Raw genomic sequence first — 23598 nt, 5'->3', positions numbered from 1 at the left:
TCAGAGCTCCTCGAGGGTGCGCGTGCGCCGGAAGCCCCACCACGAGATGAGGCCGACGACGATGAAGATGAGGATCGAGACGGCGCTCGCCAGGCCGTACTGCTTCAGACCGCTGCCGAACGCCACCGCGTAGACCATCGAGATCAGGATGTCCGTGTGCCCGATCAGGACCGGGGTACCGGTGAAGCTCGGTCCGCCGCCGGTCAGCATGTAGATCAGCGAGAAGTTGTTGAAGTTGAACGCGAAGCTCGAGATCAGCAGCGGCGCGACGGAGATCATCAGCAGCGGCAGGGTCATCGACCGGAAGATCCGGAAGGGGCTCGCGCCGTCCATCCGCGCCGACTCGATGATGTCGGTCGGGATCGACTGCAGCGCCCCCGTGCACACCAGGAACATGTACGGGAAGCCCAGCCACAGGTTGACCATCAGCACGGACACCTTGGCCAGCGTGCCGTCGGTCAACCACGGCACGTTCGCCCCGCCCAGCAGCACCTCGTTGACGTACCCGAACCGCTGGTTGAGCATGCCTCGCCAGACCAGCGCGGACAGGAAGGCGGGGAAGGCGTACGGCAGGATCAGCAGGGACCGGTAGACGCGCCGGCCACGGACCCGCGGGTCGTTGAACGTGATCGCCAGGAACAGTCCCAGCGCGAACGTCGTCAGCACCGAGAGCCCCGCGAACACGAAGGTCCACACCAGGATCTGGGTGAACGGCCCGGACAACCGGCTGTCGGTGAACATCTGCGTGAAGTTCGAGAAGCCGACCGCGACGCGCCAGCCGGGGGTCAGCGCGGTCCCGTCGGGCGAGACGAAGCTGCCGCGCGAGTCGGGCCGGTACACCGTCCCCGTGCTCGTGTCCGTCATCGAGTCGGCCGCCGCGTCGTACGTCAGCGCGGACCTGTACAGGTAGCCGTTCTGGGCGTCCTGGGTGCGCAGCGACCCGTCGTCCGGGTTCGAGGAGAACGGCACGCGCAGGTTGACGATCTCGTCCTGCCGGCCGGCGATCGAGGCGAAGTCCAGCACCTGCCAGCCCGGCACCGCGGTCACCTTGCCGCCGTCGACGGTCGCACCGTCCACCGCGGTCAGCGGCTGCGACGCCGAACCGACCTCCGCCTTGCCGTCGACGACGACGGCGAAGCCGACCGTGCCGGCCTTGTCGACGACGGTGAGCGGGTAGGTGGCGGAGCCCTCCACCCGCTTCTCGTTCTGCACCAGGATCTGGGCGACCGCATCGCTCTTCGTGGAGTTGTGCCCGTCGCCGTAGTTGGTGAAGGCGACGTAGGCGGTGTACCCCATCACGAACAGCTGGTACACGAGCAGGAAGAGCAGCCCCGGCAGCAGGTACTTGGCCGGCAGGCCGCGCCGGGAGAAGTACACCCACGTGATGGCGACGAGCGCCGCGAGCAGGAACGCCGCGACACCCCACGACTGCACGGCGACCGCGGTGAGGATGCCGTACACGCTGACGGCGTCGGCGATGGCGACGACGGCCAGCTTGACGAAGAAGCCGCGGGACCAGCTGCGGGCGTGGGACGTGTCCCCCACGCCGGTGCGCCGGCCGGACGGCGTGCGCGGGGGCGCCTCGTCCGGGATCTCTACCTGGGTTCCCTGGTGGGACATGGTGCTCCTCGAGGCGGCCGGGACGGCCGGGTGACGTCGTCGTCTGCGGCTCATGGTGGTCCTGTCCGGGCGGCGGCGCCTGGCGGCCGCCCGGCGGCGGGGCGGTCCCGCCGGGTGAATCCCCGGCGGGACCGCGACCGCCTCTCCCTGACCGGTCAGCGACCGGTCACGGGCGTCACTTCTTGGTGGCGATGGCGTTCTGGATGTTGGTGATCATGGTGGTCCAGGCGCCGGCCGGGTCGGCCGCCTGGCCGTTGATCAGCTGCACCTCGGTGGTGCCCCAGAAGGACCACACGGAGCCCATCTCGGGGATGGACGGCATCGGCGCACCGGTGGAACCGGCGGCGTTGAAGCCGGCGAGCACCTTGTCGTCCACCTTGCTGGCCGCGGCGGTGAGGGCCGGCAGGCGGCCACCGCTCTTGTACAGCTCGGTCTGCACCTTCTCGGTGGTGAGGAAGTTGACCACGAACTCCTGCGCGAGCAGCGGGTTCTTGCTCTTCGCCGAGATGAACGCGCCCTGGACGCCGACGAACGGCTTGGCCTCCTGGCCTCCGGCGCTCGGGATCGGCAGCACGGAGATGTCCATGCCCGCCTTGGTGAACGCGGTGGTGTTCCACGGGCCGGTGATGATGTACGGCGCCTTGCCGTCGAGGAACGCCTGCTTGGCCTTGTCGCCGTCGATCGAGGCGTCGAGGACCTTCTCCTTGCCCAGCTTCTGCAGGTAGGCCGCGAACTTGGCGCCCGCGTCGCCGCTCATGCCGATCTCGTTGGTGTACGAGCCGTCGTCCTTCTGCTTGAACACCGGGGCGCCGAAGGACGTCTGCAGCGGGTACAGGTGGTACGCGTCGCCCTTGTCACCCTGCTGGATCAGCACGGAGAACGGGGTGTTGGCCGTCTTGGCCTGCGTCACCAGGTCGTCGAACGTCTTCGCCGTCGTGTCCTGGAGGAGCTTGTTGTTGCGGACCAGCGCGATGTTCTCGATGGCGTACGGCACGCCGTACTGCTGGCCGTTGTAGGCGAACGCGGAGACGGCGGACTTGCTGAAGTCCTTCGCCTTGTCGCCGAGCTGGACGGTGGCGACGACGCCGTTGTTGACGAACTCACCGGTCCAGTCGTGCGCGCCGATGATCACGTCGGGGCCCTGCCCGGTGGGTACCTGCGAGACGAAGTCGGTGCGGATGTCGCCCGACACCTTCTGCACCAGGTCGACCTTCACGCCGGTCTGCTGCTGGAACTCGTCGACGATCGGCTTCATGGAGTCGATGCGGGTCTCGTCGACCCACATGGTCAGGGTGCCGCTGAGCGTCGGCTTCGCGCTCGCGGTGGCGCTCGCGGTGGAGCCGGAACCCGACCCCGAGCCCGAACATGCGGCCAGCGCCAGGGTCACTCCGGCGATCGCCGCGAGGGGGATGCTCCGTCGCATCGTTGTGTGCTCCTCGGTGGAAGTCGTGCCGTCGGCCGACGGGACGCCCGCCGACGATGGCCTGATGGCTGGGACGGTAACGCGCTTGTGATCGCATCAGCAACTCGTTACGGTAACTTTCAGGCAACGGTTTGCAGGGCTGGGACGTCGGACGGAGACACGCCGACGACGCGCCGGGCATGATTGACCGTCGCACCCGTGATGGACGAGGAGGTCCCGTGTCTCTGCTGCCGCCGGCACGCACCCGGCTGACCGACATCGCCGAACAGGCAGGTGTCAGCACCGCCACGGTGTCGCGCGTGCTCAACGGCAAGCACGGGGTGTCCTCCCACACCCGCCAGGCGGTGCTCGCCGCCCTCGACGTGCTCGGCTACGAACGGCCCGACCGGCTGCACTCGCGGCCTGCCGGCCTCGTCGGGCTGGTGGTGCCGGAGCTGAGCAACCCCGTGTTCCCGGCGTTCGCGCAGGTGATCGAGACGATGCTGTCCGACCGCGGGTACACGCCGCTGCTGTGCACGCAGTCGCCGGGCGGCACCACCGAGGACCAGTACGTGGAGATGCTGCTCGAGCACGGGGTGGACGGCATCGTCTTCGTGTCCGGCCTGCACGCCGACACGTCCGCCAGCACCGAGCGCTACCAGCGGCTGCGCAGCCGCGGCATCCCGCTCGTGCTGGTCAACGGGTTCGCCGCGGGCGTCGACGCGCCGACGGTGTCGACGGACGACGCGGCCGCGATGGAGCAGGCCGTCCGGCACCTGACGTCGCTCGGCCACCGGTCGATCGGGCTGGCCGTGGGGCCGACGCGGTTCGTGCCGGTGCGCCGCAAGATCGACGCGTTCTCCGAGCTGCTCCGGCGGCAGGGCGTCGCCGAGCCCGAGCAGCACATCGTCTCGACCCTCTTCACGGTCGAGGGTGGTCAGTCCGCCGCCCTCGAGCTGATCGAGTCCGGGCACACCGCGGTGATCTGCGGGTCGGACCTGATGGCCCTCGGCGCGGTCCGTGCCGCCCGCTCGCGCGGGTTCCGGGTGCCGGACGACCTCTCCGTGGTCGGCTTCGACGACTCGCCGCTGATCGCCTTCACCGACCCGCCCTTGACCACGATCCGGCAGCCGGTGGCGGCGATGGGGCACGCCGCCGTCGCGGCGCTCGTCGCGGAGATCCGCTCCACGCCGGTCTCCCGGGCGGAGCTGCTGTTCCAGCCGGAGCTGGTCGTGCGCGGTTCCACCGGCGCCGCGCCCGCCGGTGCCCTGGTGCTCCCCGGACCCGGGGCCGCCGCGGTCTGACGACGGCTCCGGCCGTCCGGTGCCGTCGGCACCCCACCACCGCACCGCCCGAGCCGTCACGTCCTGCACCGTCGCGTCCCGACGCGCCCGCGCGGCGCCCCGCCGCACCGTCCGAGAGGCCTCCATGACCAGCACCGCTCCCGACCGCGTCCGCGTGCACACCGCCCCGGCTGACGCGCAGTGGTGGCGTTCCGCCGTGATCTACCAGGTGTACCCGCGCTCGTTCGCCGACTCGGACGGTGACGGCATCGGCGACCTGCCCGGCATCACGGCCCACCTGGACCACCTGGTCGAGCTGGGCGTCGACGCCCTGTGGCTGTCGCCGTTCTACCGCTCGCCGCAGGTCGACGCGGGCTACGACGTCGCCGACTACCGGGACGTCGATCCGCTGTTCGGCACGCTGGCGGACGCCGACGCGCTGCTGGCGCGCGCGCACCAGCTCGGGCTGCGGGTGATCGTCGACCTGGTGCCCAACCACACCTCGGACGAGCACGCGTGGTTCCGGGCCGCCTGCGCGGCGGCACCCGGCTCGCCGGAGCGGGCCCGGTACCTGTTCCGGGACGGCCGTGGCGAGCACGGTGAGCTGCCGCCGAACAACTGGGAGTCGGTGTTCGGCGGACGTGCGTGGACGCGGGTGACCGAGGCGGACGGCACCCCCGGCCAGTGGTACCTGCACCTCTTCGACGCCGGCCAGCCGGACCTGAACTGGGAGAACCCGGAGGTCCGCGCCGAGTTCGAGGACGTGCTGCGGTTCTGGCTGGACCGCGGGGTCGACGGTTTCCGCGTCGACGTCGCGCACGGCATGGTCAAGGCCGAGGGGCTGCCGGACTGGTCGGGCCACGTCGCGATGATCGAGGGCGACGAGCAGGGCACCGTCCCCGGCGGCACCAACCCGATGTTCGACCAGGAGGGTGTGCACGAGATCTTCCGTGCGTGGCGCCGGGTGCTCGAGGAGTACCCGGGCGAACGGGTGATGGTCGCCGAGGCGTGGGTGGACCCGCTTCCCCGGCTGGCCCGGTACGTGCGGCCCGACGAGCTGCACCAGGCGTTCAACTTCGACGTGCTGGTCACCGGCTGGGACGCGGTGCGGCTGCGGCGGGTGATCGAGTCGTCCTTCGCCGCCAACGACGCCGTCGGTGCTCCCACCACCTGGGTGCTGTCCAACCACGACGTCGTCCGGCACGCGTCCCGGCTCGGCCTGCCCGACCCGACCAGCCGGCCCAACGGCATCGGGCCGGACGACGTCCAGCCGGATGCCGAGCTCGGGCTGCGGCGTGCGCGCGCCGCGACGCTCCTGGTGCTGGCGCTGCCGGGTTCCGCGTACCTGTACCAGGGCGAGGAGCTGGGGCTGCCGGACCACACCACCCTCGACCCGTCCGTCCGGACGGACCCGGCCTTCTTCCGGACCGGTGGCACCGAGCTGGGTCGCGACGGCTGCCGGGTCCCGCTCCCGTGGCGCGCGGACGCACCCGCGTACGGCTTCTCACCGACCGGGGCGACGTGGCTCCCCCAGCCGGACGAGTGGGCGCGCCTCGCCGTGGACGTCCAGCGTGACCAGGCCGGCTCCACCCTCGAGCTCTACCGGGCGGCCCTGCGGCTGCGGCGGGACCACGGGTTGGGCTCGGGCGACCTCAGCTGGGCGCCGGAGGTGTCGACCGACCCGACGGTGCTCGCATTCGTCGACCGGGACGTCCTGGTGGTGGCCAACCTCGGGGAGGGCTCGGTGCAGCTGCCGGACGACGGACACGTGCTGCTGTCCTCCGCACCGCTGGCTGCGGGGGCCGAGCGCACCGTGCCGGCCGCCACCACGGTCTGGGTCGAGCTGCGCTGACGGCCGCGCGCGGCGCTGCGACCGTGTCGCTGCGGGTCCGACGGCGTCAGCCTCGCCGTGCGGACACGTCCCACGCCTGCGCCGAGCGGGGCGGGACCTGCACCACGATCTCGCCGCCCTTGACGGTCGCCGACGACCCGGTGCACCGGCCTCCGCTCACCGGCGCACCACCCGCCAGCACGTCGCAGTAGGTGCCGGCCGGCAGGTGCGTCGGGATGCTCGTCGCCACCGGGCTGTCCCCGTTGTTCACGACGACGAAGCCCAGACCGCCGCGCCCGAGCGCGACCGCGTCGCCCTCCGACCACGTGTCGACCACGGCCGCCGAGCCGACGACGGCACGCCAGCCGACCATGCCGGCCACGGCAGGCCAGGCGTGCTGGCACACCCAGTCGCCGGGCTGCAGCGCGGCGCCCGGGCCGGGAGCGGCGCCGCACGCGGCATCCAGCACGGCACCGCGGGCGTCCTGGCGCGGACCGGCGTCGCGGTCGTCGAACGCGTACCCGGAGTGCACCAGCGGCGTGCCGTAGGTGCCTGCGAGCATCAGCACGTCGGCCAGCTGGTAGGTGGCGCCGTCGCGGTAGCTGAGGGTGGAGCGGTTCCGCTCGGTGTCGTGGTTGTCGACGAAGACGACCGCCTTGTCGCTCGGCGCGTACCGGCTGCCGGTCCCGAGTGCCAAGACCGGACCGATCGAGCCGGCCAGCATGCCCTTGACGTCCCGGCCCCAGGAGAACTCGAGCACCTTCCCGTTGGCGAGGTACTGCTCAGGGGTGATGGGTTCGCCGCTGCCGCGGATCACCTCCTGGACGACGCCCGTGCCGGCCGGGAGCGAGGCCGTGAACGCCGCGATGTCCTCCGGCGCCATGTGCTTGGCCGCGTCGATGCGGAAGCCGTCGACGCCGAGCGAGACGAGGTCGGCGAGGTAGGCCGCGATCTTCTGGCGCACCTGCGGCTTCTCGGTCGCGAGGTCGGCGAGGTTGGACAGCTGGCACGTGCGCACCTGCGTCGCGTCCTGGTAGCTGACGATGTCGTCACCCGGCGTCAGGCCGCAGTGGTGGAAGTCGCCCGCGGCGTCCGAGTACAGCCCTGGGTAGTCGTAGTGCGAGTACGACGAACCGGCCCAGCCGACGCCCGGGGCGTCCTGGCCGGTCATGTGGTTGACCACGGCGTCCGTGTAGACCCTCACGCCGGCGGCGTGGCAGGCCGTGACCATGGCGGCGAGCTGCTCGCGGGTACCGAGCCTGCTCTCCAACCGGTAGCTGACCGGCTGGTAGGAGGTCCACCACTGACTACCGAGCACGTGCTCCTGCGGCGGCGAGGTCAGCACCCACCCGTAGCCGGCGGGTCCCAGCCGGTCGGTGCACTCACGGGCGATCGCCGGCCACGTCCACTGGAACAGCTGGACGCCGACGTCGCGGACGGCAGGCGCCGCCGTCGCGGAGGCGGACACTCCGGACGTCGTGCAGCCGGCCAGCAGGGCGAGCGCGGCCGCCAGCGCAACGGTCGGGAGCAACCGGCGAGTGCGGGTGAACGGGGGCGTGCGGTGCGTCATCGTCACCACCAGGTCGGGCCGCAAGGACTTGCAGCAAGTTTCGGCGCGCCGAGTGTAGCCCGCGAACCGCGGCCGTACGCTGCCGTCGTGCCAGCCGTCGTCGTCAACGGGCCCGCGTCGTGGAACACCCTGGTGCGGCTCGACGCACTGCCGGAGCCGCGACCCCAGACGCTCGCAGCGCGCTCCGTCGAGCACGCCCTGGGCGGCACCTCCGCCGGCAAGGCGGTGACGCTGGCCGCACTCGGCGTCGACGTGCTGCTCTCGACCGTGCTGGGCGACGACGATCCGGGCACGCTGGTGCGCGCGGCGCTCGAGCGGCCCGGGCTCCGCGTGCTCGCCCGTCCGGCGGCTCGCGGTCGCAGCGAGCAGCACCTGAACCTCCTCGCCGAGGACGGCGACCGGGTGTCGATCTACCTCGAGCTGCCGCAGGTGCAGGGGCCCACGCCGCCCGACCTCCTCGCAGCGCTGCGCGAGGCACCGGTCGCGGTCCTCGACCTGGCGGAGCACTCCCGTCCGCTGCTCGAGACCGCACGGGCGAGCGGGGTGCCCGTGTGGTGCGACGTCCACGACGACGACGGCGCGGCCGCGTACCCACGAGCGTTCGCGGAGGCGGCGGACGTGCTGCTCGTCAGCGCGGCACGACTCGACGACCCGCGCGCGTACCTCGACGCCCGCGTCGCAGCCGGGACGCGGCTGGCCGTCTGCACCGCCGGGTCGGCGGGCGCGCTCGCGCGCGACGCCGAGGGTTGGTGGGAGGTCCCGGCGGTGCGGGTCGACGTGGTCGACGCCGAGGGGGCCGGTGACGCCTTCCTCGCGGGGCTCCTGGCGGCGCACCTCGACGGGCTGCCGACGCCGGAGGGCCTGGCGCTCGCCTCTGCCGTCGCGGCGCTCGCCGTCGCGCAGCCCGGCCTCGGTGGCGGTTCCCTCACGCGCGCGGAGGCGACGACGCTGGCGACCTCGGTCCAGGTCCGTCGGCACTGAGCCCCACGCCGCTGCCCTGCGCAGCCGGCCTCTCGCGCGCGGTGGGCCAGGCGGCCGATGCCAGGCGACGCGTGGCGGCGTCAGCCGCCCGAAACCGACAGCTCGGCCTCGCGCAGCGTGCGCCGGAAGTCCTCCGACAGCTCCCGCGAGTCGAGCCACCCGTCCGGCACGTGCGGCCGCTTCGGGGACCCGGCACGGCCCCGCTGCCCCTCGGCGGCGGCACCGGGATAGGGCTGGTCGTGGTCCAGCAGCGCGAGCAGGTCGTCCAGCTCCGCCGTCGTCGACACCATCGCCAGCCGGGCCCGCAGCTCACCGCCCACCACGTAGCCCTTGAAGTACCAGGCCATGTGCTTGCGCATCTCGCGCAGCGCCTTCGACTCGTCACCGAAGGTGTCGACCATCAGCTCGGCATGCCGCCGCACCACGGCCGCGACCTCGCCGAGTCCCGGGCGCACCCGCACGTCAGAACCGGAGAACGCCGCCGCGAGGTCGGCGAACAGCCACGGCCGCCCCTGGCACCCCCGGCCGACGACCACCCCGTCGACACCCGTGCGCGCCACCATCTCCAGCGCGTCCTCCGCCGACCAGATGTCTCCGTTGCCCAGCACCGGGATGTCGGTCACGGCGGCCTTGAGCGCCGCGATGGCATCCCAGTCGGCCGTCCCCGAGTAGTAGTCCGCCGCCGTCCGGCCGTGCAGGGCGACGGCCGCCACGCCGGCGTCCTGGGCACGCAGACCCGCCTCGAGGTACGTCAGGTGGTCCTCGTCGACCCCCTTGCGCATCTTCACCGTCACCGGGACCCCGGCGGGCGCCGCGGCGGCCACGGCCGCCTGCACGATGGACGAGAACAGGTCCCGCTTCCAGGGCAGCACCGCTCCCCCGCCGCGGCGGGTGACCTTCGGCACCGGGCAGCCGAAGTTCAGGTCGACGTGGTCGGCGCGGTCCTCCTCGACCAGCATCCGCACCGCGGCGCCGACTGTCGTCGGGTCGACCCCGTACACCTGGACGGAGCGCGGGCGCTCGTCCGGCGCGAAGTCGATGATCCGGAACGACTCCGGGCTTCGCTCCACGAGGGCGCGGCTGGTCACCATCTCCGCGACGTACAGACCCGCGCCGGACTCGCGGCACAGCCGGCGGAACGCCGCGTTGGTCACGCCGGCCATCGGCGCGAGCACCACAGGGGTGTCCACGACGATCGGACCGATGTGCAGCGGGGGCAGCACGGCACCGACCGTCGGGGCGGCCGGGCGTGCGTCGGCGTCGTCGAGGACCGGGGGCATGCCGTCCAGTGTCGCATCCGGCCGCGGACGACCGCCGCCCGGCGGACCGGCCACGGGGTGCGCGGTCGTCAGGTGTCGCGACGACGACCGAGCGGCTACCGGGCCTCGGGGTCGGCCTGGTGGATGCCGAACGTGTTGCCCTCGGGGTCGAGGAAGTAGCCCTGCCACGCCATGCCGGTGAGGGCGTACTTGGGCAGCGCGACGCGGCCCCCTGCGGCCTCGATCGCCGCGGCGGTGGCGTCGAAGTCGTCCACCTGGACGGTGCAGACGAACGCGTTGGGGCCCTGCTCGGCGGCCGGCGCAGGGGCTCGTCGCTTCAGCAGCCCGCCGTCGATGCCGACCTGGTCACCCCCGCCGGTGCTGACGCCCCAGTACTCGTCGTCGGCCACGCCCGACCAGTCCTGGAACTGCCAGCCGAACACCGACCCGTAGAACTCCCGGGCCCGGGCGACATCGTCCGCGTGGATCTCGAAGTGCACGACACGGGACACGATGGACCTCCTGCGCACGATGCGGATCTACGGCCCCACTCTCGCAGCGGCGCACGTCGCCCGCTCGGTGAGCCACGACGCCTCCGGCGGCCGCGTCGCGGACCCGCGACTCAGCCCAGCAGCCACCCGTTCTCCTGGGCGAGGCGGACTGCCTCCGCCCGCGTCCGGCCACCCGTCTTGCCCATCGCGGCGGACAGGTAGTTGCGCACGGTGCCCTCGGACAGGAACGTCTCCCGCGCGATGTCCGCCACCGTCCCGCCGCGCCCGGCGACCAGCAGGACGTCCCGCTCACGATCGGTCAGCGGGCTCGCGCCCACCGCCAGCGACTCGACCGCGAGGTCGGGGTCCACCACACGCAGCCCCGCGTGCACGCGGCGGACGGCGTCCGCCAGCTGCTCGGCGGGGGTGTCCTTGACCACGAACCCGCTCGCGCCCGCGTCGAGCGCGTGCCGCAGGTACCCGGGCCGGCCGAAGGTGGTGACCACCAAGGACCGGCAGGACGGGTAGGCGGCACGCAGTGCCGCGGCGGCGGCGATCCCGTCCATGCCCGGCATCTCGACGTCGAGGAGCGCCACCTGGGCCCCGTTGGCGCGCGCGGCGTCGACCACCAGGTCGCCGCGTCCGACCTGCGCCACGACGGTCAGGTCGGCCTCGAGATCCAGCAGGGCTGCGAGGGCGCCGCGCACCAGCGCCTGGTCGTCGGCGAGCAGCAGCCGGATCGGTCGCTCGCTCATCGGCCCTCGTTCCGCGCGATCACCGCGAGCCGGTAGCCGCCCAACGGGCTCGTCGAGACCTCGAGGCGAGCCCGGGCGGCCCGCGCGCGCTCCGTCAGCCCGTGCAGCCCGTTCCCCGGTGCGGTCGGCTCCCCGGCGGCACCGCCCGAGGGCCCGTGGCCGTCGTCGTCGACGACGAGGGAGTCCGCCGTCATGGTCACCTCCACGCGGCTGGCTGCCGCATGGCGCAGCACGTTCGTCGTCCCCTCTCGCAGCGCCCAGGCGAACAGCTCACGCAGGTGCTCCGGGACGTCGTCGACGCTGCCGGGCACCTGCGCCTGGACGCCCGCCGCGTCGAACGCCTGCCGGGCGCCGGCGAGCTCGCCCGCCAGCGTCACGGCACGGGTCGCCGACACCATCCCGCGCACGTCGGCGAGAGCGCCGCGGGCCAGGGCCTGCACCTGGGCCATCTCGGCACGGGACCGCTCCGGGTCCAGCTCGAACAGCTTGCCGGCCAGCTCGGCCTTGACCGCGATCACCGTCAACGAGTGCCCCAGGATGTCGTGCATGTCGCGGGCGATCCGTTCCCGCTCCCGCTCCACGGCGAGCACCGCGACCTCGGCCTGGGCCAGCTGCAGCTGGCGGTTGCGCTGCACCAGCTGCGTGAACCCGAACACGGCGAACGACGCCAGCAGCACGGACAGCACGAGCCCGTCGGTGGTGAGCCAGCCCGGGACCACCCGCGGCAGCCCCACCACAACGGCGCTCGCCCCGAGGGGGACCAGCAGCGCGCGCGGCTGGCAGATCAGGAAGACGGCCGAGACGGAGAGGAAGACGAGCCCGACCAGCCCCTGCTCGGCGGCGGCCAGGGTCGACAGCCCGACCAGCACGGCCTGGCCGCCGAGCACCAGCGCGACACCGCGGCTGCCCATCCGCTCACCACGGCCGCCGCCCCGCGTCACGACCGTCCAGGCGAAGCTGAGCGCGAGCCCTGCGACGGCAGCGAGCGACACGTCCCGGGCGAGCCCCACGTGGCTGCGCCAGGCCGCCAGCCAGGGCTGCACCAGGAAGACGACCCAGACGAGGCCCATGGCGGGCCCGACCACCGCCATCACCCGTCGGTTCAGGGGCCGCGCCGCGCCGTCGGACTCCGACGCCGCGACCGGCTGCTCGCCCCAGCCGGGCCACCCGCGCCTCACGGCGCCCACGGTAGCGGGCGGCCGCACCGGCACCGGCCGCCCGCCGGTCACACCCGTGCGGTGTCCCGCCGGAACCGCCACGCGGCCCCGAGCCCGAAGACCACGGCCCAGCCGACCACGTTGAGCACCGCCCACCCCGTCACGGCCTCACCCGTCAACGGCGCTCGGACGATCTGCGCCACCCCGTACGTCGGGACCGCCTTGGCGATCTGCGCGAACACCCCGTCACCGAGCGGCACGAAGAGCCCACCGGCGAACGCGAGCAGCGCGAGCACCGGTCCGAGGATCTGCATGACGTTCTCGGCCGGCAGCAGGTAGCCCATGAACAGGCCGAACGCGGCGAACACCACGGAGCCGACCCAGGCGAGCAGGAGCGACCACACGAGCGCGCCGCCCTGCGCCGTCGCACCCTCGGCGAGCCCGACCGCGCCGACCACGACCACGGCTGCGAGGCCCAGCACCATGGCCACCAGCACCTTGGTGGTGACGTAGGTGGCGGGGCGCAGTGGCGTGAGGCGGAGCTGACGGGTCCACCCCTGGGCACGCTCCACCGAGACGCTGGCGCCACCGCCCGTGGTGGCGAGCATCGCGCCGTACAGCGCCATGGACACCATGATGAAAGCGGTCACGTTGCCGTGGCCGACGGACTGGTGCCGGTAGGCGGAATTCGCCCCGAAGATCAGGAAGAACACCGGCGGCATCACCAGGGTGAAGATCACCGTGCGGCGGTTGCGCAGCAGCCGACGCAGCTCGACGGCGAGGAATCGACCGTTCAGCAGGCCGGTGCGCGGCGTGCGGTCCGACGCCCCCGTCGGGCGGGGCGTGGTGCCGGTCGCTGCCTGCACGGCGCCGGCGGTCTCGGTGGTGGTCATGAGGGGCTCCCTGCGGTGGTCGTGTCGCTGGTCAGCGCGAGGAAGGCGTCCTCGAGCCCACGGGCGGTGATCTCGATATCGGTGGCCGTGGTGGAGGTGAGCAGCAGCCGCGCGACCCCGTCGGAGTCCGAGGTGCGCACCAGCAGCCGGTCACCGCGCAGCTCGACGGACTGCACCCCGGGCAGCCCGCGGAGGGCGGCCTCGTCCGTCGGCGTCAGGTCGGCCAGGGTGGCCGACACCAGCCGGCCGGACGCCAGGTTCTTCACCTGCGCGGCCGAGCCGTCGGCGACGATCCGGCCGTGGCTGACCAGCACGATGCGGTCGGCGTACGCGTCCGCCTCGTCGAGGTAGTGCGTGGCGAACAGGATGGTGCGGCCCCGCGCCGCATCCGCCCGCAGGGCCGTCCAGAACTCCCGGCGGCCCTCGACGTCCATCCCGGTGGTCGGCTCGTCCAGCACGATGAGGTCGGGGTCGGGCAGCAGCGCCAGCGCGAACCGCAGCCGCTGCTGCTGGCCGCCGGAGCAGGAGCCGACCTTGCGTCCCGCGATGTCGGCGATGCCGGCACGGCCGAGCACCTCGGCCGCGGAGCGGGCCGACCGGAAGAACGAGGCGGTCACCTCGACCGTCTCGCCGACGGTGAGGTCCTTGAGCAGCCCGCCGGTCTGCATGACGGCGGACACACGGCCCTCGGCGATCGCCCGCGTCGGGTCGAGGCCGAGCACCTGCACCGTCCCGGCGTCCGGCACGGACAGCCCGAGCAGCAGGTCGATCGTCGTCGTCTTGCCCGCGCCGTTCGGTCCGAGGAACGCGACGACCTCGCCCGGCTCGACGGCCAGGTCGATGCCGTCGACGGCGTGCACGGAGCCGAACGACTTGTGCAGCCCGCGCAGGTCGATGGCCGGCGGGGCATCCCCGGCCGCACGTGGCCGGAGGGAGGTCTCGGTGAAGGTCATGCACCGATCCTGGCGACCTACCAGGTCAGCGGCCCACGCCGCGCGTCACCGGCTGGGCATGACGGATGTCATGCCCAGCCGGTGGCTCGAGCGATCCGGTTCAGGCGCCGATCAGCCGCTGCGCGAGGTACTCCGACACGTGACCGAGCCCGACGCGCTGCTGCGACATGTCGTCGCGGTGGCGGATGGTCACGGCGTCGTCCTCGAGGGTGTCGAAGTCGACCGTGATGCAGAACGGCGTGCCGATCTCGTCCTGGCGGCGGTACCGACGGCCGATGGCGCCGGCGTCGTCGAAGTCGACGTTCCACGCCCGGCGCAGCTCGGCGGCCAGGTCGCGGGCCTTCGGCGACAGCTGCTCGTTGCGCGACAGCGGCAGCACCGCGGCCTTCACCGGTGCGAGGCGGGGATCGAGCTTCAGCACGACGCGGGTGTCGACGCCACCCTTGGTGTTGGGCGCCTCGTCCTCGGTGTACGCGTCGACCAGGAACGCCATCAGCGAGCGCGTCAGACCCGCCGCGGGCTCGATGACGTACGGCACGTACCGCTCGCCGCGGCCCTGGTCGAAGTACGACAGGTCGGCACCCGAGTGCTGCGAGTGCGTCGACAGGTCGAAGTCCGTGCGGTTGGCGATGCCCTCCAGCTCGCCCCACTCGCTGCCCTGGAAGCCGAACCGGTACTCGATGTCGACCGTCCGCTTCGAGTAGTGCGACAGCTTCTCCTTGGGGTGCTCGTAGTGCCGCAGGTTCTCGCGGGCGATGCCGAGCCCGACGTACCAGTCGGTCCGCGTGTCGATCCAGTACTGGTGCCAGGTCTCGTCCGTGCCGGGCTCGACGAAGTACTCCATCTCCATCTGCTCGAACTCGCGCGTGCGGAAGATGAAGTTGCCGGGCGTGATCTCGTTGCGGAACGACTTGCCGATCTGGCCGATGCCGAACGGCGGCTTCTTGCGGGCGGCGGTCAGCACGTTCGCGAAGTTGACGAAGATGCCCTGCGCGGTCTCAGGGCGGAGGTAGTGCAGGCCGGACTCGTCCTCGACCGGGCCGAGGTACGTCTTGAGCATCATGTTGAAGTCACGCGGCTCGGTCCACCGACCCTTGGTGCCGCAGTTGGGGCACGGCACCGAGGCGAGGCCGCCCTCGGGCTCGTGGCCCTTGCGCTCGGTGAACTCCTCGATCAGCTGGTCCTCACGGAACCGCTTGTGGCAGTGCAGGCACTCGGTGAGCGGGTCGGTGAACACGCCGACGTGACCGGAGGCGACCCACACCTGCCGGGGCAGGATCACTGAGGAGTCGAGGCCGACGATGTCCTCACGGCTGGTGACCATGAACCGCCACCACTGCCGCTTGATGTTCTCCTTCAGCTCCACGCCGAGCGGCCCGTAGTCCCACGCCGACCTGGTCCCGCCGTAGATCTCGCCGCTCGGGAACACGAAGCCGCGCCGCTTGGCGAGGGCGATGGCGTTGTCGAGGCGGGACGGTGCGGCCACGGTGAGCACTCCTGGGTCGAGGGCCCGCGGCTGGGTGCCGCGGGAACAGCCGCCCCAGGCTACCGGCCTGCAGCAACACCGCCCCGTGCGCGCTTTTGACAATGATTCTCGTCTTCGGCAAGATCCTCGTCGTGAGCAGAGGACGGATCGGCGGGCTGGCGGCGGCGGTCGTCGTCGCGCTCTCCGCCCTGACCGCGTGCGGCACGGCCGGCGCCGGCGGCACCCTCGCCGGCGCACCTGCCGGGAAGGTGCAGGTGCTCGCGTCGTTCTACCCGCTGCAGTTCGTGGCGCAGCAGGTCGGTGGCGACCGGGTGCACGTCGACTCCCTGACGCCCCCCGGCGCGGAGCCGCACGACGTCGAGCTGTCCCCCGCCCAGGTGTCCGCGGTCGAGACCGCCGACCTGGTGGTCTACCTCTCCGGGTTCCAGGCAGCGGTGGACGACGCGGTCCGCCAGGTGCGCCCGCGCCACGTGCTCGACGCAGCGGTACACGCCGGTCTGATGGACCTGGGCACCGAGCAGGCCTCGGAGGGAGCCGACCCGCTCGCCGGCGCCGGCGCCGGCGCCGGCACTGCCACCGCCCGCACGCTCGACCCGCACTTCTGGCTCGACCCGTCCCGCCTGCCCGCGCTGGCGGACGACGTCGCCACGGCACTGAGCCAGGTCGACCCGGCGGGCGCTACGCACTACCGCGCGGCGGCGGACCGGCTCTCGGCCCGGTTCACCTCCCTGGACGCGGCCTACCGCACCGGCCTGGCGGACTGCCGGCGTCAGGTGCTGGTCACCTCGCACGAGGCCTTCGGGTACCTCGCGCTCCGGTACCACCTGCAGCAGGTCGGCATCTCCGGGCTGGACCCGGAGACCGAACCGTCGCCGGCCCGGCTGGCACAGATCGGAGACGTGGTGAGACGAGAGGGTGTGACGACGATCTTCTTCGAGACGCTGGCCAGCCCCAAGGTGGCCCGCACGCTGGCCTCCGACCTGGGCGTCCAGGCGACCGTGCTGGACCCGATGGAGTCCATCACCGCACCGGGCGCCGACTACTTCTCCGTCGCGCAGGACAACCTGGCGACGCTGCGCACGGCGCTGGGCTGCGCATGAGCGCCGCGACCGCGCCGTCGGCCCCCGCCGCCGCACCGGTGATCGAGGCGGTGAACCTGCAGGTCACGCTCGGGGGGCTGGCGATCGTCCGGGGGGTCGACCTGGAGGTGCCGCGGGGCGAGGTGCTGGCGGTGCTCGGCGCCAACGGCTCCGGCAAGTCCACCCTGATCCGCGCCTTGCTGGGTGCCGTCCCGCTCAGCGGCGGCAGCGTCCGCCTGTTCGGCGAGCCTCTCGGGCCCGGTGTCCCGTGGCTGCGCGTCGGGTACGTCCCGCAGCGGGTGCCGGTCGCGTCCGGCATGCCGTCGACGGCCCTCGAGGTGGTGCGCTCCGGTCTGCTGTCGGGCCGGTCGCTGCGGCCGCCGCGGGACGCGCGGACCCGCGCGCTCGCCGCCCTGGACGAGGTCGGCATGGCGGGCCGTGCCGGTCAGCGCGTCCAGGAGATGTCCGGCGGGCAGCAGCAGCGCGTCCAGATCGCCCGGGCGCTGGTGCGGCGGCCCGACCTGCTGGTGCTCGACGAGCCGACCTCGGGCATCGACCTGCCGACTCAGGAGGCGTTCGTCAGCACCGTCCGGCGGATGCACGAGAGCGGCGGCACCGTCGTCGTGGTGCTCCACGAGCTCGGCGAGTTCGGACCGTTGATCCAGCGTTCCGTGGTGCTCCGGCACGGTCGCGTGGTGCACGACGGCGCCCCACCGGTCGCCCGGGTCGAGCACGCCGGACCGGCGCACGACCACGCGCATGCGCACGGCGACCCGCCGAGCGCCGCATCCGGCCTGTCGGTGGAGGTGACCCCGTGACGTTCTGGGACCAGGTGGTGGCCATGGCCACCTCGCCGCTGATGCAGCGCGCCATGCTGGCCGCCGTGCTCGTCGGTGCTGCGGCGCCCGTCGTCGGCACCTTCCTGGTGCAGCGGCGCATGGCGCTGATGGGCGACGGCATCGGGCACGTGGCACTGACCGGCGTGGCGCTCGGCTGGCTGGTCGGCAGCTGGGCCGGGCTGGTGCCCAACGGCGCACTCGCCGTCCCGGGCGCCGTGGTGGCGGCCGTCGTCGGCTCCGTCGTCATCGAGCTGGTCCGCGAGCGCGGCCGCACCACCGGCGACCTCGCGCTGGCGCTGATGTTCTACGGCGGTATCGCCGGCGGCGTGCTGCTGATCAAGGTCGCGGGCGGCACCAACGCGAACCTGATGGCGTACCTGTTCGGGTCCATCTCCACGGTCTCCCCGACCGACCTCGTGTGGACCGTCGCGCTGGCCGCCGTGGTGCTCGTCGTGGGCGTCGGGCTGCGGACCGCGCTGTACGCCGTGAGCCACGACGAGGAGTTCGCCCGCGCCAGCGGGCTGCCGACGCGCGCCCTGGCGATGGTGGTCGCCGTGCTGGCCGCCGTGACGGTGACCGTGGCGATGCGGGTGGTCGGCCTTCTCCTGGTCAGCGCGCTGATGATCGTGCCGGTCGCCGTCGCCCAGCTGTACGCCCGGTCGTTCGGCCGGACCATGGCGGCGGCAAGCGGTGTCGGTGTGACGGTGAGCGTGGTCGGGCTGGTGCTCACCTACTGGAACGACATCCCGCCGGGGGCCACCATCGTGGTGCTCGCGATCGCCGTCTACGCGGTCTCGGCGGCGCTGCGGCCGATGGTGCGCCGGCGGGCTGCGGCCTCCGACCCGCACCCGGAGATGGCCGACGACGTGCTGCTGGCCGACTCGGACGACGAGTGCCAGGTGCCCGTGCCCGCACCCCATCGGCACCCGAACGCCTCGGTGCGGGCCGATCAGGTGGGCCGCCAGTAGGCCTTCGCCGCTAGGTCGCGGCGGGGCTGTCCACCGCCCCGCCGTACCTGCGGTCACGGCGCGCGTAGGTCTCCACGGCCCGCCACAGGTGCCGCCGGTCCACGTCCGGCCACGGCTCGTCGAGGAACACCAGCTCGGCGTAGGCCGCCTGCCAGAGCATGAAGTTCGACGTGCGCTGCTCGCCGGACGACCGCACGAACAGGTCGACGTCCGGCAGGTCCGGCTCGTCCAGGTGCCGCTGGATCGTCTTCTCGCTGACCTTCTTCGGGTCGAGCCGACCGGCGGCGACCTCGAGGGCGATGGCGCGGGCCGCATCGGCGATCTCCGCCCGCCCGCCGTAGTTGACGCACATCGTCAGCGTGCACACGGTGTTGTCCCTGGTCTGCTCCTCGGCCCGCTCGAGCTCGGAGATCACCGACCGCCACAGCCGCGGCCGGCGGCCGGCCCACCGCACGCGCACGCCCCACGAGTCCATCAGGTCGCGCCGCCGGTGCAGCACGTCGCGGTTGAACCCCATGAGGAACCGCACCTCGTCGGGTGACCGGGACCAGTTCTCGGTGGAGAAGGCGTACGCCGACACGTACTCCACGCCCACCTCGATGGCGCCGGCGACCACGTCGAGCAGCGACGCCTCGCCGGCCGCGTGCCCGGCCGTCCGCGGCAGGCCGCGGGCGTTGGCCCACCGGCCGTTCCCGTCCATCACCACCGCGACGTGGCGCGGGACCCGCTCGCGCGGGATCGCGGGCGGCCTGGCGCCGGACGGGTGCGGGGGCGGTGGGACGGGGGTGCGTGCGGCGGCCACTAGACGCGCTCCACCATCGGCAGCGACCGCAGCCGTCGCTCGAGGTGGAACTGGCTGAACGCCGCCACCAGCCCGTTGCCCTCGGCGCGGTGACGCTCGGCGCTGCCGTCCGCCGTGGACCAGTCACCGACCAGCAGAGCGGCGAGCAGGGCGAACGTCTCCGGCGCAGGTGCCGCCGCACCCGCCGGCCGGCACGCGTTGCACACCGCACCGCCCATCGCCACGGCGAACGAGTGGTGCGGGCCCGCCGCCCCGCACCTGGCGCAGTCCGCGAAGCTCGGCGCCCACCCGGCGACGGACAGGGCCCGCAGCAGGTAGCTGTCCAGCACCAGACCAGGTGCGTGCTCCCGGCCGGCGAGCGCCCGCACGGCGCCCACCAGCAGCCAGTACTGCTGCACCGCCGGCTCGTGCTCCGCCTCGACCAGCCGGTCGGCCGTCTCGAGCATCACGGTGCCCGCCGTGTACAGCGCGTAGTCCTCGCACACCGGTCGCCCGTACGCACCGAGGGTCTCCACCTGGGTGACGACGTGCAGCGACCGCCCGGTGCTGAGCTGCACGTCCACGTGCATGAACGGCTCGAGCCGGGAGCCGAACCGGGACGTGGTGCGCCGCACCCCCTTGGCGACCGCACGCACCTTGCCGTTGGTGCGGGTCAGGAGGGTGACGATGCGGTCCGCCTCACCCAGCGGATGGGTGCGCAGCACGATCGCCTCGTCGCGGTAGAGGCTCACCGGCCCATTCTCCCCCGGACCACCGACGCGCCGGGGCGCGAAGGACGCGGCGCGTCGGTGGCCGGACGGGGAACGGTCAGCGCTGCTGCCGGTTCACCGCGGAGATGATCGCCTTGAGGGACGCCGTGGTGATCGACGGGTCGATGCCGACACCCCACAGGATGTCGCTCCCCACCGCGCACTCGACGTAGGCGGCCGCCGTCGCGTCACCACCGGACGACAGGGCGTGCTCGGCGTAGTCCATGACGGCGACGTCGACGCCGATGGACCGCAGCGCCGCGACGAAGGCCGCGACCGGGCCGTTCCCGTTGCCGACGATGGTCCGCTCGACCCCGCGGTCGACCAGGTCCACCTCGAGGTGGTCCTCGCCGCCCTCTGTGCTGGTCGCCCGGGTGCCACGCAGCGAGAACCGGCCCCACGGGTCGAGCGGCTGCCCGGGCTCGTCGCCGGACCCTGTGGTCTGCCGCGGGCGCGCCGCCGCCGCCATCTCCACCGGCAGGTACTCGTCGACGAAGATCCGCCACAGGTCGTCGGCGGTGACCTCGGTGCCGTGGGTGTCGGTGTGCCGCTGCACCACCTGCGAGAACTCGATCTGCAGCCGGCGCGGCAGGTCGAGGTCGCGCTCGGACTTCATCAGGTAGCTGATGCCGCCCTTCCCGGACTGGCTGTTCACCCGGATGATCGCGTCGTAGCTGCGGCCGACGTCCTTCGGGTCGACCGGCAGGTACGGCACGGCCCACTCGAGCTGGTCGGTGGTGGTGCCGGCCGCGGCGGCGTCCACCTCCATCGCCGTCAGGCCCTTCTTGATCGCGTCCTGGTGCGAGCCGGAGAAGGCGGTGAACACCAGGTCGCCGCCGTACGGGTGCCGCTCGGCGACCGGCAGCTGGTTGCAGTGCTCCACCACGGACCGCACGTGCGGCAGGTCCGAGAAGTCGATCTGCGGGTCGATGCCCTGGCTGAACAGGTTCATGCCGAGGGTGACCAGGTCGACGTTGCCGGTCCGCTCGCCGTTCCCGAACAGGCAGCCCTCGATGCGGTCCGCACCGGCCAGGTAGCCCAGCTCGGCGGCCGCCACGGCGGTGCCACGGTCGTTGTGCGGGTGCAGCGAGAGCACCACGTTCTCGCGGTGGTGCAAGTGCCGGCCCATCCACTCGATCGAGTCGGCGTAGACGTTCGGGGTGGCCATCTCCACCGTCGCCGGCAGGTTGATGATGACCTTCCGGTCGGAGGTGGGCTCCAGCTCGTCGAGCACCGCGTTGCACACCCGCACGGCGTACTCGAGCTCGGTCCCGGTGTACGACTCGGGGCTGTACTCGTAGAACACCTCGGTGTCCGGGACCAGCTCCTCGTACTTCTTGCAGAACCGCGCGCCGGACACGGCGATGTCGAGGATGCCGTCCTCGTCGGCGTTGAACACGACGCGCCGCTGCAGCACCGAGGTCGAGTTGTAGAAGTGCACGATCGCCTGCTTGGCCCCGGCGATCGCCTCGTACGTGCGCTCGATCAGGTGCTCACGGCACTGCGTCAGCACCTGGATGACGACGTCGTCGGGGATGCGGTTCTCCTCGATCAGCATCCGGACGAAGTCGTAGTCGGTCTGCGAGGCGGACGGGAAGCCGACCTCGATCTCCTTGTAGCCCATCTGCACCAGCAGCTCGAACATCGCGAGCTTGCGGGCGGGGTTCATCGGCTCGATCAGCGCCTGGTTGCCGTCCCGCAGGTCCACGGCGCACCACCGCGGGGCACGGGTCACGTGGCGGTCGGGCCAGGTCCGGTCCGGCAGGTCCACGCGGATCTGCTCGTGGAAGGGCCGGTACTTGTGCACCGGCATCCCGGAGGGCTGCTGGGGGTTGCGCTCTGCTACGTCGGTCATCGGGGTTCCTCGTCAGTCGTCGCGGCGGGTGCTCAGCCGGCGCAGCGGACACCGCGACGAGGATCCGGCCTAGAGGGCCTCGCCGCGGCGACGAAGAAGGAGAACGCTCCGGAGCACGGTTGGCACCCTACTCCCCCGTTCGCGGAACCCGGCAACGCGTCCAGGCTCAGCCGAGCACGACGACGTCCGCCGGCCCGCGCGCGAGCAGCCGACCGCCGACCGTGTCGAGCCGGTCGGTCCCCACCGGGGCGGGCACGCTCCAGGTCCGGATCCCGTCGCGCAGGCCCCGACCCACGATGGCCAACGCTCCGCCCGACGCGACCTCGAGCCCGATGACCTGCGTGCCGTCCGTGCGCGGGACCCACGTGCGCGCGCCGCCCTCCAGGCCGGCCCGCACCTGCCACAGGGCGGCCCCGGTGCGCACGTCGACCGCTCCGTACACGCCGTCCGCCGCCGTGACCAGGACGCCCGAGGCGACGGCCACCGCGTCGAGGTCGGTCGGCAGCTGCCATCGCACGGTCCCGGTCACCCGGTCGACGCCGCGCAGCTGCGGGCCGGTGTCGACCACCAGCAGACCAGGAGCCGAACCGTCGTCCGCCTCGAGCTGGACCGCCCTCCCACGCAGGGTCACCCACGAGCCCGATCCGTCCCGGTAGAGCCAGCCGCCCTGGATCCCTCCGAACGTCGCGAAGCCGCCGGGCACGTCCACCACCTGGAGGTCCACGCCTACCGGCGCGGTGACCAGGACCGATCCGGTCGCGTCGTCCAGCACCTCGGAGCCCGCACCGCGGACGACGGTCCTGCGCGGGCCCACGGCGACCTCGGCGATACGCCCCGACGCCGCGTCGTCGACGACGTCCGCCGTGACGTGCTCCCAGCGCAGCGTGCCGGTCAGCCCGTCGGAGCGCTGCACGCGCACGCGTCGGTCGGGCCGGACCGATCCGAGCACCAGGTCGTCGCCGACCCGTGCGACGCCGATGACCGGGCCGTCCACCGCCCACCGGCCCAGCGGGCGTCCACCGACCGCATCGAGGGCGACCACGCGGGCCGGTGCCGCCGAGTCGCGAGGTCCACCGGCGAGGCACAGGACGACACCGTCGTCGGCGCCGGCGTCCCACGGGCACCGGACCGTGACGGGCCCGCCATCCGCGGTCGTGGGCGCCACCGGAACGGTCCAGCGCTGGGCGCCCGAGCGTGGCTCGTACGCCGTCACCCACCACACGGCTGCACGCAGCGACACCAGCACCACCGAGCCGGACGCCTGCAGCACCGTGCCGGGACCCTCGGCGGCGGCCGCACGCCACAGCTCGACGGGCGCGTCCTGCAAGGGCCGCACCAGACCGGGCACGGCGGCGATCCGGTCCGCCAGGGTCCGCTGGCGGCTGTCGACGGCGTTCCCGGCGACCAGCAGGGCACCGAGCGCCACCAGCGCGGCCACGCTCAACCACGGCCAGCGGCGGGTGCGAGCACCTGACTCGGAGACGTCGCCGGACGTCGAACGGGCGGGCACGCCAGGTGAGGTGGGCGCACCGTTCGCCGACGAGTGGTGCCACCGCCGCGGGGTGACGTCCTCGTCGAGCTCCACCGGCCGCATCCGCACGGCCGGGTGGATCCCGGTCATGCTC

The 23598-nt window shown here is 72.9% G+C and carries 20 protein-coding genes; 6 read left to right on the top strand and 14 right to left on the bottom strand.

The window, feature by feature from the left end; translation table 11 throughout:
- Complete coding sequence (locus QMF98_RS06890) at window positions 1-1620, bottom strand: ABC transporter permease subunit (protein WP_337975266.1); 1620 nt, start codon at window positions 1618-1620, stop codon at window positions 1-3.
- Window positions 1621-1795: 175 nt separating this feature from the next.
- A complete protein-coding gene (locus QMF98_RS06885; RefSeq protein WP_337975265.1) occupies window positions 1796-3043 on the bottom strand; it encodes a sugar ABC transporter substrate-binding protein in 1248 nt (415 codons plus the stop codon).
- 218 nt (window positions 3044-3261) lie between these two features.
- On the opposite strand from QMF98_RS06885, the gene QMF98_RS06880 reads away from it, so the two are divergent.
- Window positions 3262-4326, top strand: a complete 1065-nt coding sequence (locus QMF98_RS06880; RefSeq protein ID WP_337975264.1) for a LacI family DNA-binding transcriptional regulator — start codon at window positions 3262-3264, stop codon at window positions 4324-4326.
- 124 nt (window positions 4327-4450) lie between these two features.
- Window positions 4451-6157: a glycoside hydrolase family 13 protein gene (locus QMF98_RS06875; RefSeq protein ID WP_337975263.1), complete on the top strand. Its 1707-nt coding sequence runs from the start codon at window positions 4451-4453 to the stop codon at window positions 6155-6157.
- Between the two features lie 46 nt (window positions 6158-6203).
- Here the strand turns inward: QMF98_RS06875 and QMF98_RS06870 are convergent, their stop codons facing one another.
- Entirely contained in the window at window positions 6204-7706 is a 1503-nt protein-coding gene (locus tag QMF98_RS06870; protein ID WP_337975262.1) for an alpha-amylase, read from the bottom strand.
- Between the two features lie 87 nt (window positions 7707-7793).
- Between QMF98_RS06870 and QMF98_RS06865 the strand changes: the two genes are divergently transcribed.
- Complete coding sequence (locus QMF98_RS06865; RefSeq protein WP_337975261.1) at window positions 7794-8687, top strand: carbohydrate kinase family protein; 894 nt, start codon at window positions 7794-7796, stop codon at window positions 8685-8687.
- An 80-nt stretch (window positions 8688-8767) separates the two neighbouring features.
- Here the strand turns inward: QMF98_RS06865 and dusB are convergent, their stop codons facing one another.
- From dusB to QMF98_RS06830, 7 genes are all read right to left on the bottom strand, one after another.
- A complete protein-coding gene (dusB, locus tag QMF98_RS06860) occupies window positions 8768-9967 on the bottom strand; it encodes a tRNA dihydrouridine synthase DusB (protein WP_337975260.1) in 1200 nt (399 codons plus the stop codon).
- Window positions 9968-10062: 95 nt separating this feature from the next.
- Window positions 10063-10458: a VOC family protein gene (locus tag QMF98_RS06855; RefSeq protein WP_337975259.1), complete on the bottom strand. Its 396-nt coding sequence runs from the start codon at window positions 10456-10458 to the stop codon at window positions 10063-10065.
- 110 nt (window positions 10459-10568) lie between these two features.
- On the bottom strand, window positions 10569-11192 hold the full coding sequence (locus QMF98_RS06850; RefSeq protein WP_337975258.1) for a response regulator transcription factor: 624 nt from the start codon (window positions 11190-11192) through the stop codon (window positions 10569-10571).
- Window positions 11189-12370 carry a sensor histidine kinase gene (locus tag QMF98_RS06845; RefSeq protein ID WP_337975257.1) on the bottom strand — a complete coding sequence of 394 codons (1182 nt, stop codon included), beginning with the start codon at window positions 12368-12370 and terminating at the stop codon, window positions 11189-11191. The genes QMF98_RS06850 and QMF98_RS06845 overlap by 4 nt, the downstream gene beginning before the upstream one ends.
- A gap of 47 nt (window positions 12371-12417) precedes the next feature.
- Window positions 12418-13242 carry an ABC transporter permease gene (locus QMF98_RS06840; RefSeq protein WP_337975256.1) on the bottom strand — a complete coding sequence of 275 codons (825 nt, stop codon included), beginning with the start codon at window positions 13240-13242 and terminating at the stop codon, window positions 12418-12420.
- Window positions 13239-14195 carry an ABC transporter ATP-binding protein gene (locus QMF98_RS06835; protein WP_337975255.1) on the bottom strand — a complete coding sequence of 319 codons (957 nt, stop codon included), beginning with the start codon at window positions 14193-14195 and terminating at the stop codon, window positions 13239-13241. The genes QMF98_RS06840 and QMF98_RS06835 overlap by 4 nt, the downstream gene beginning before the upstream one ends.
- A 100-nt stretch (window positions 14196-14295) precedes the next feature.
- Complete coding sequence (locus QMF98_RS06830) at window positions 14296-15681, bottom strand: glycine--tRNA ligase (protein WP_337975254.1); 1386 nt, start codon at window positions 15679-15681, stop codon at window positions 14296-14298.
- Window positions 15682-15812: 131 nt separating this feature from the next.
- Here QMF98_RS06830 and QMF98_RS06825 point away from each other — a divergent pair, with 131 nt between their 5' ends.
- Genes QMF98_RS06825 through QMF98_RS06815 form a run of 3 tightly spaced genes read left to right on the top strand, consistent with a single transcriptional unit; the run spans window position 15813 to window position 18567 of the window.
- Window positions 15813-16781 (top strand): metal ABC transporter substrate-binding protein, encoded by a 969-nt coding sequence (locus tag QMF98_RS06825; RefSeq protein ID WP_337975253.1) that lies wholly within the window; start codon window positions 15813-15815, stop codon window positions 16779-16781.
- A complete protein-coding gene (locus QMF98_RS06820) occupies window positions 16778-17578 on the top strand; it encodes a metal ABC transporter ATP-binding protein (RefSeq protein WP_337975252.1) in 801 nt (266 codons plus the stop codon). The genes QMF98_RS06825 and QMF98_RS06820 overlap by 4 nt, the downstream gene beginning before the upstream one ends.
- Window positions 17575-18567 (top strand): metal ABC transporter permease, encoded by a 993-nt coding sequence (locus QMF98_RS06815; protein ID WP_337975251.1) that lies wholly within the window; start codon window positions 17575-17577, stop codon window positions 18565-18567. Before QMF98_RS06820 ends, QMF98_RS06815 begins: the two co-directional genes overlap by 4 nt.
- A 10-nt stretch (window positions 18568-18577) precedes the next feature.
- Here the strand turns inward: QMF98_RS06815 and QMF98_RS06810 are convergent, their stop codons facing one another.
- The 4 genes from QMF98_RS06810 to QMF98_RS06795 all read right to left on the bottom strand — a co-directional run bounded on the left by QMF98_RS06810 (window position 18578) and on the right by QMF98_RS06795 (window position 23594).
- Window positions 18578-19369 carry an isoprenyl transferase gene (locus QMF98_RS06810; protein ID WP_337975250.1) on the bottom strand — a complete coding sequence of 264 codons (792 nt, stop codon included), beginning with the start codon at window positions 19367-19369 and terminating at the stop codon, window positions 18578-18580.
- Entirely contained in the window at window positions 19369-20100 is a 732-nt protein-coding gene (gene recO / locus QMF98_RS06805; RefSeq protein ID WP_263730248.1) for a DNA repair protein RecO, read from the bottom strand. Before recO ends, QMF98_RS06810 begins: the two co-directional genes overlap by 1 nt.
- A gap of 76 nt (window positions 20101-20176) precedes the next feature.
- Window positions 20177-21973 carry a 2-isopropylmalate synthase gene (gene leuA, locus QMF98_RS06800; protein ID WP_337975249.1) on the bottom strand — a complete coding sequence of 599 codons (1797 nt, stop codon included), beginning with the start codon at window positions 21971-21973 and terminating at the stop codon, window positions 20177-20179.
- A 166-nt stretch (window positions 21974-22139) separates the two neighbouring features.
- Window positions 22140-23594: an outer membrane protein assembly factor BamB family protein gene (locus QMF98_RS06795; RefSeq protein WP_337975248.1), complete on the bottom strand. Its 1455-nt coding sequence runs from the start codon at window positions 23592-23594 to the stop codon at window positions 22140-22142.
- Between the last annotated feature and the right edge of the window lie 4 nt (window positions 23595-23598).

This window comes from Cellulomonas sp. NTE-D12, assembly GCF_027923705.1.
Lineage (GTDB): Bacteria > Actinomycetota > Actinomycetes > Actinomycetales > Cellulomonadaceae > Cellulomonas.
The sequence above is the reverse complement of the archived record's forward strand: the minus strand, read 5'-3'. Positions and strand labels throughout refer to the sequence as shown.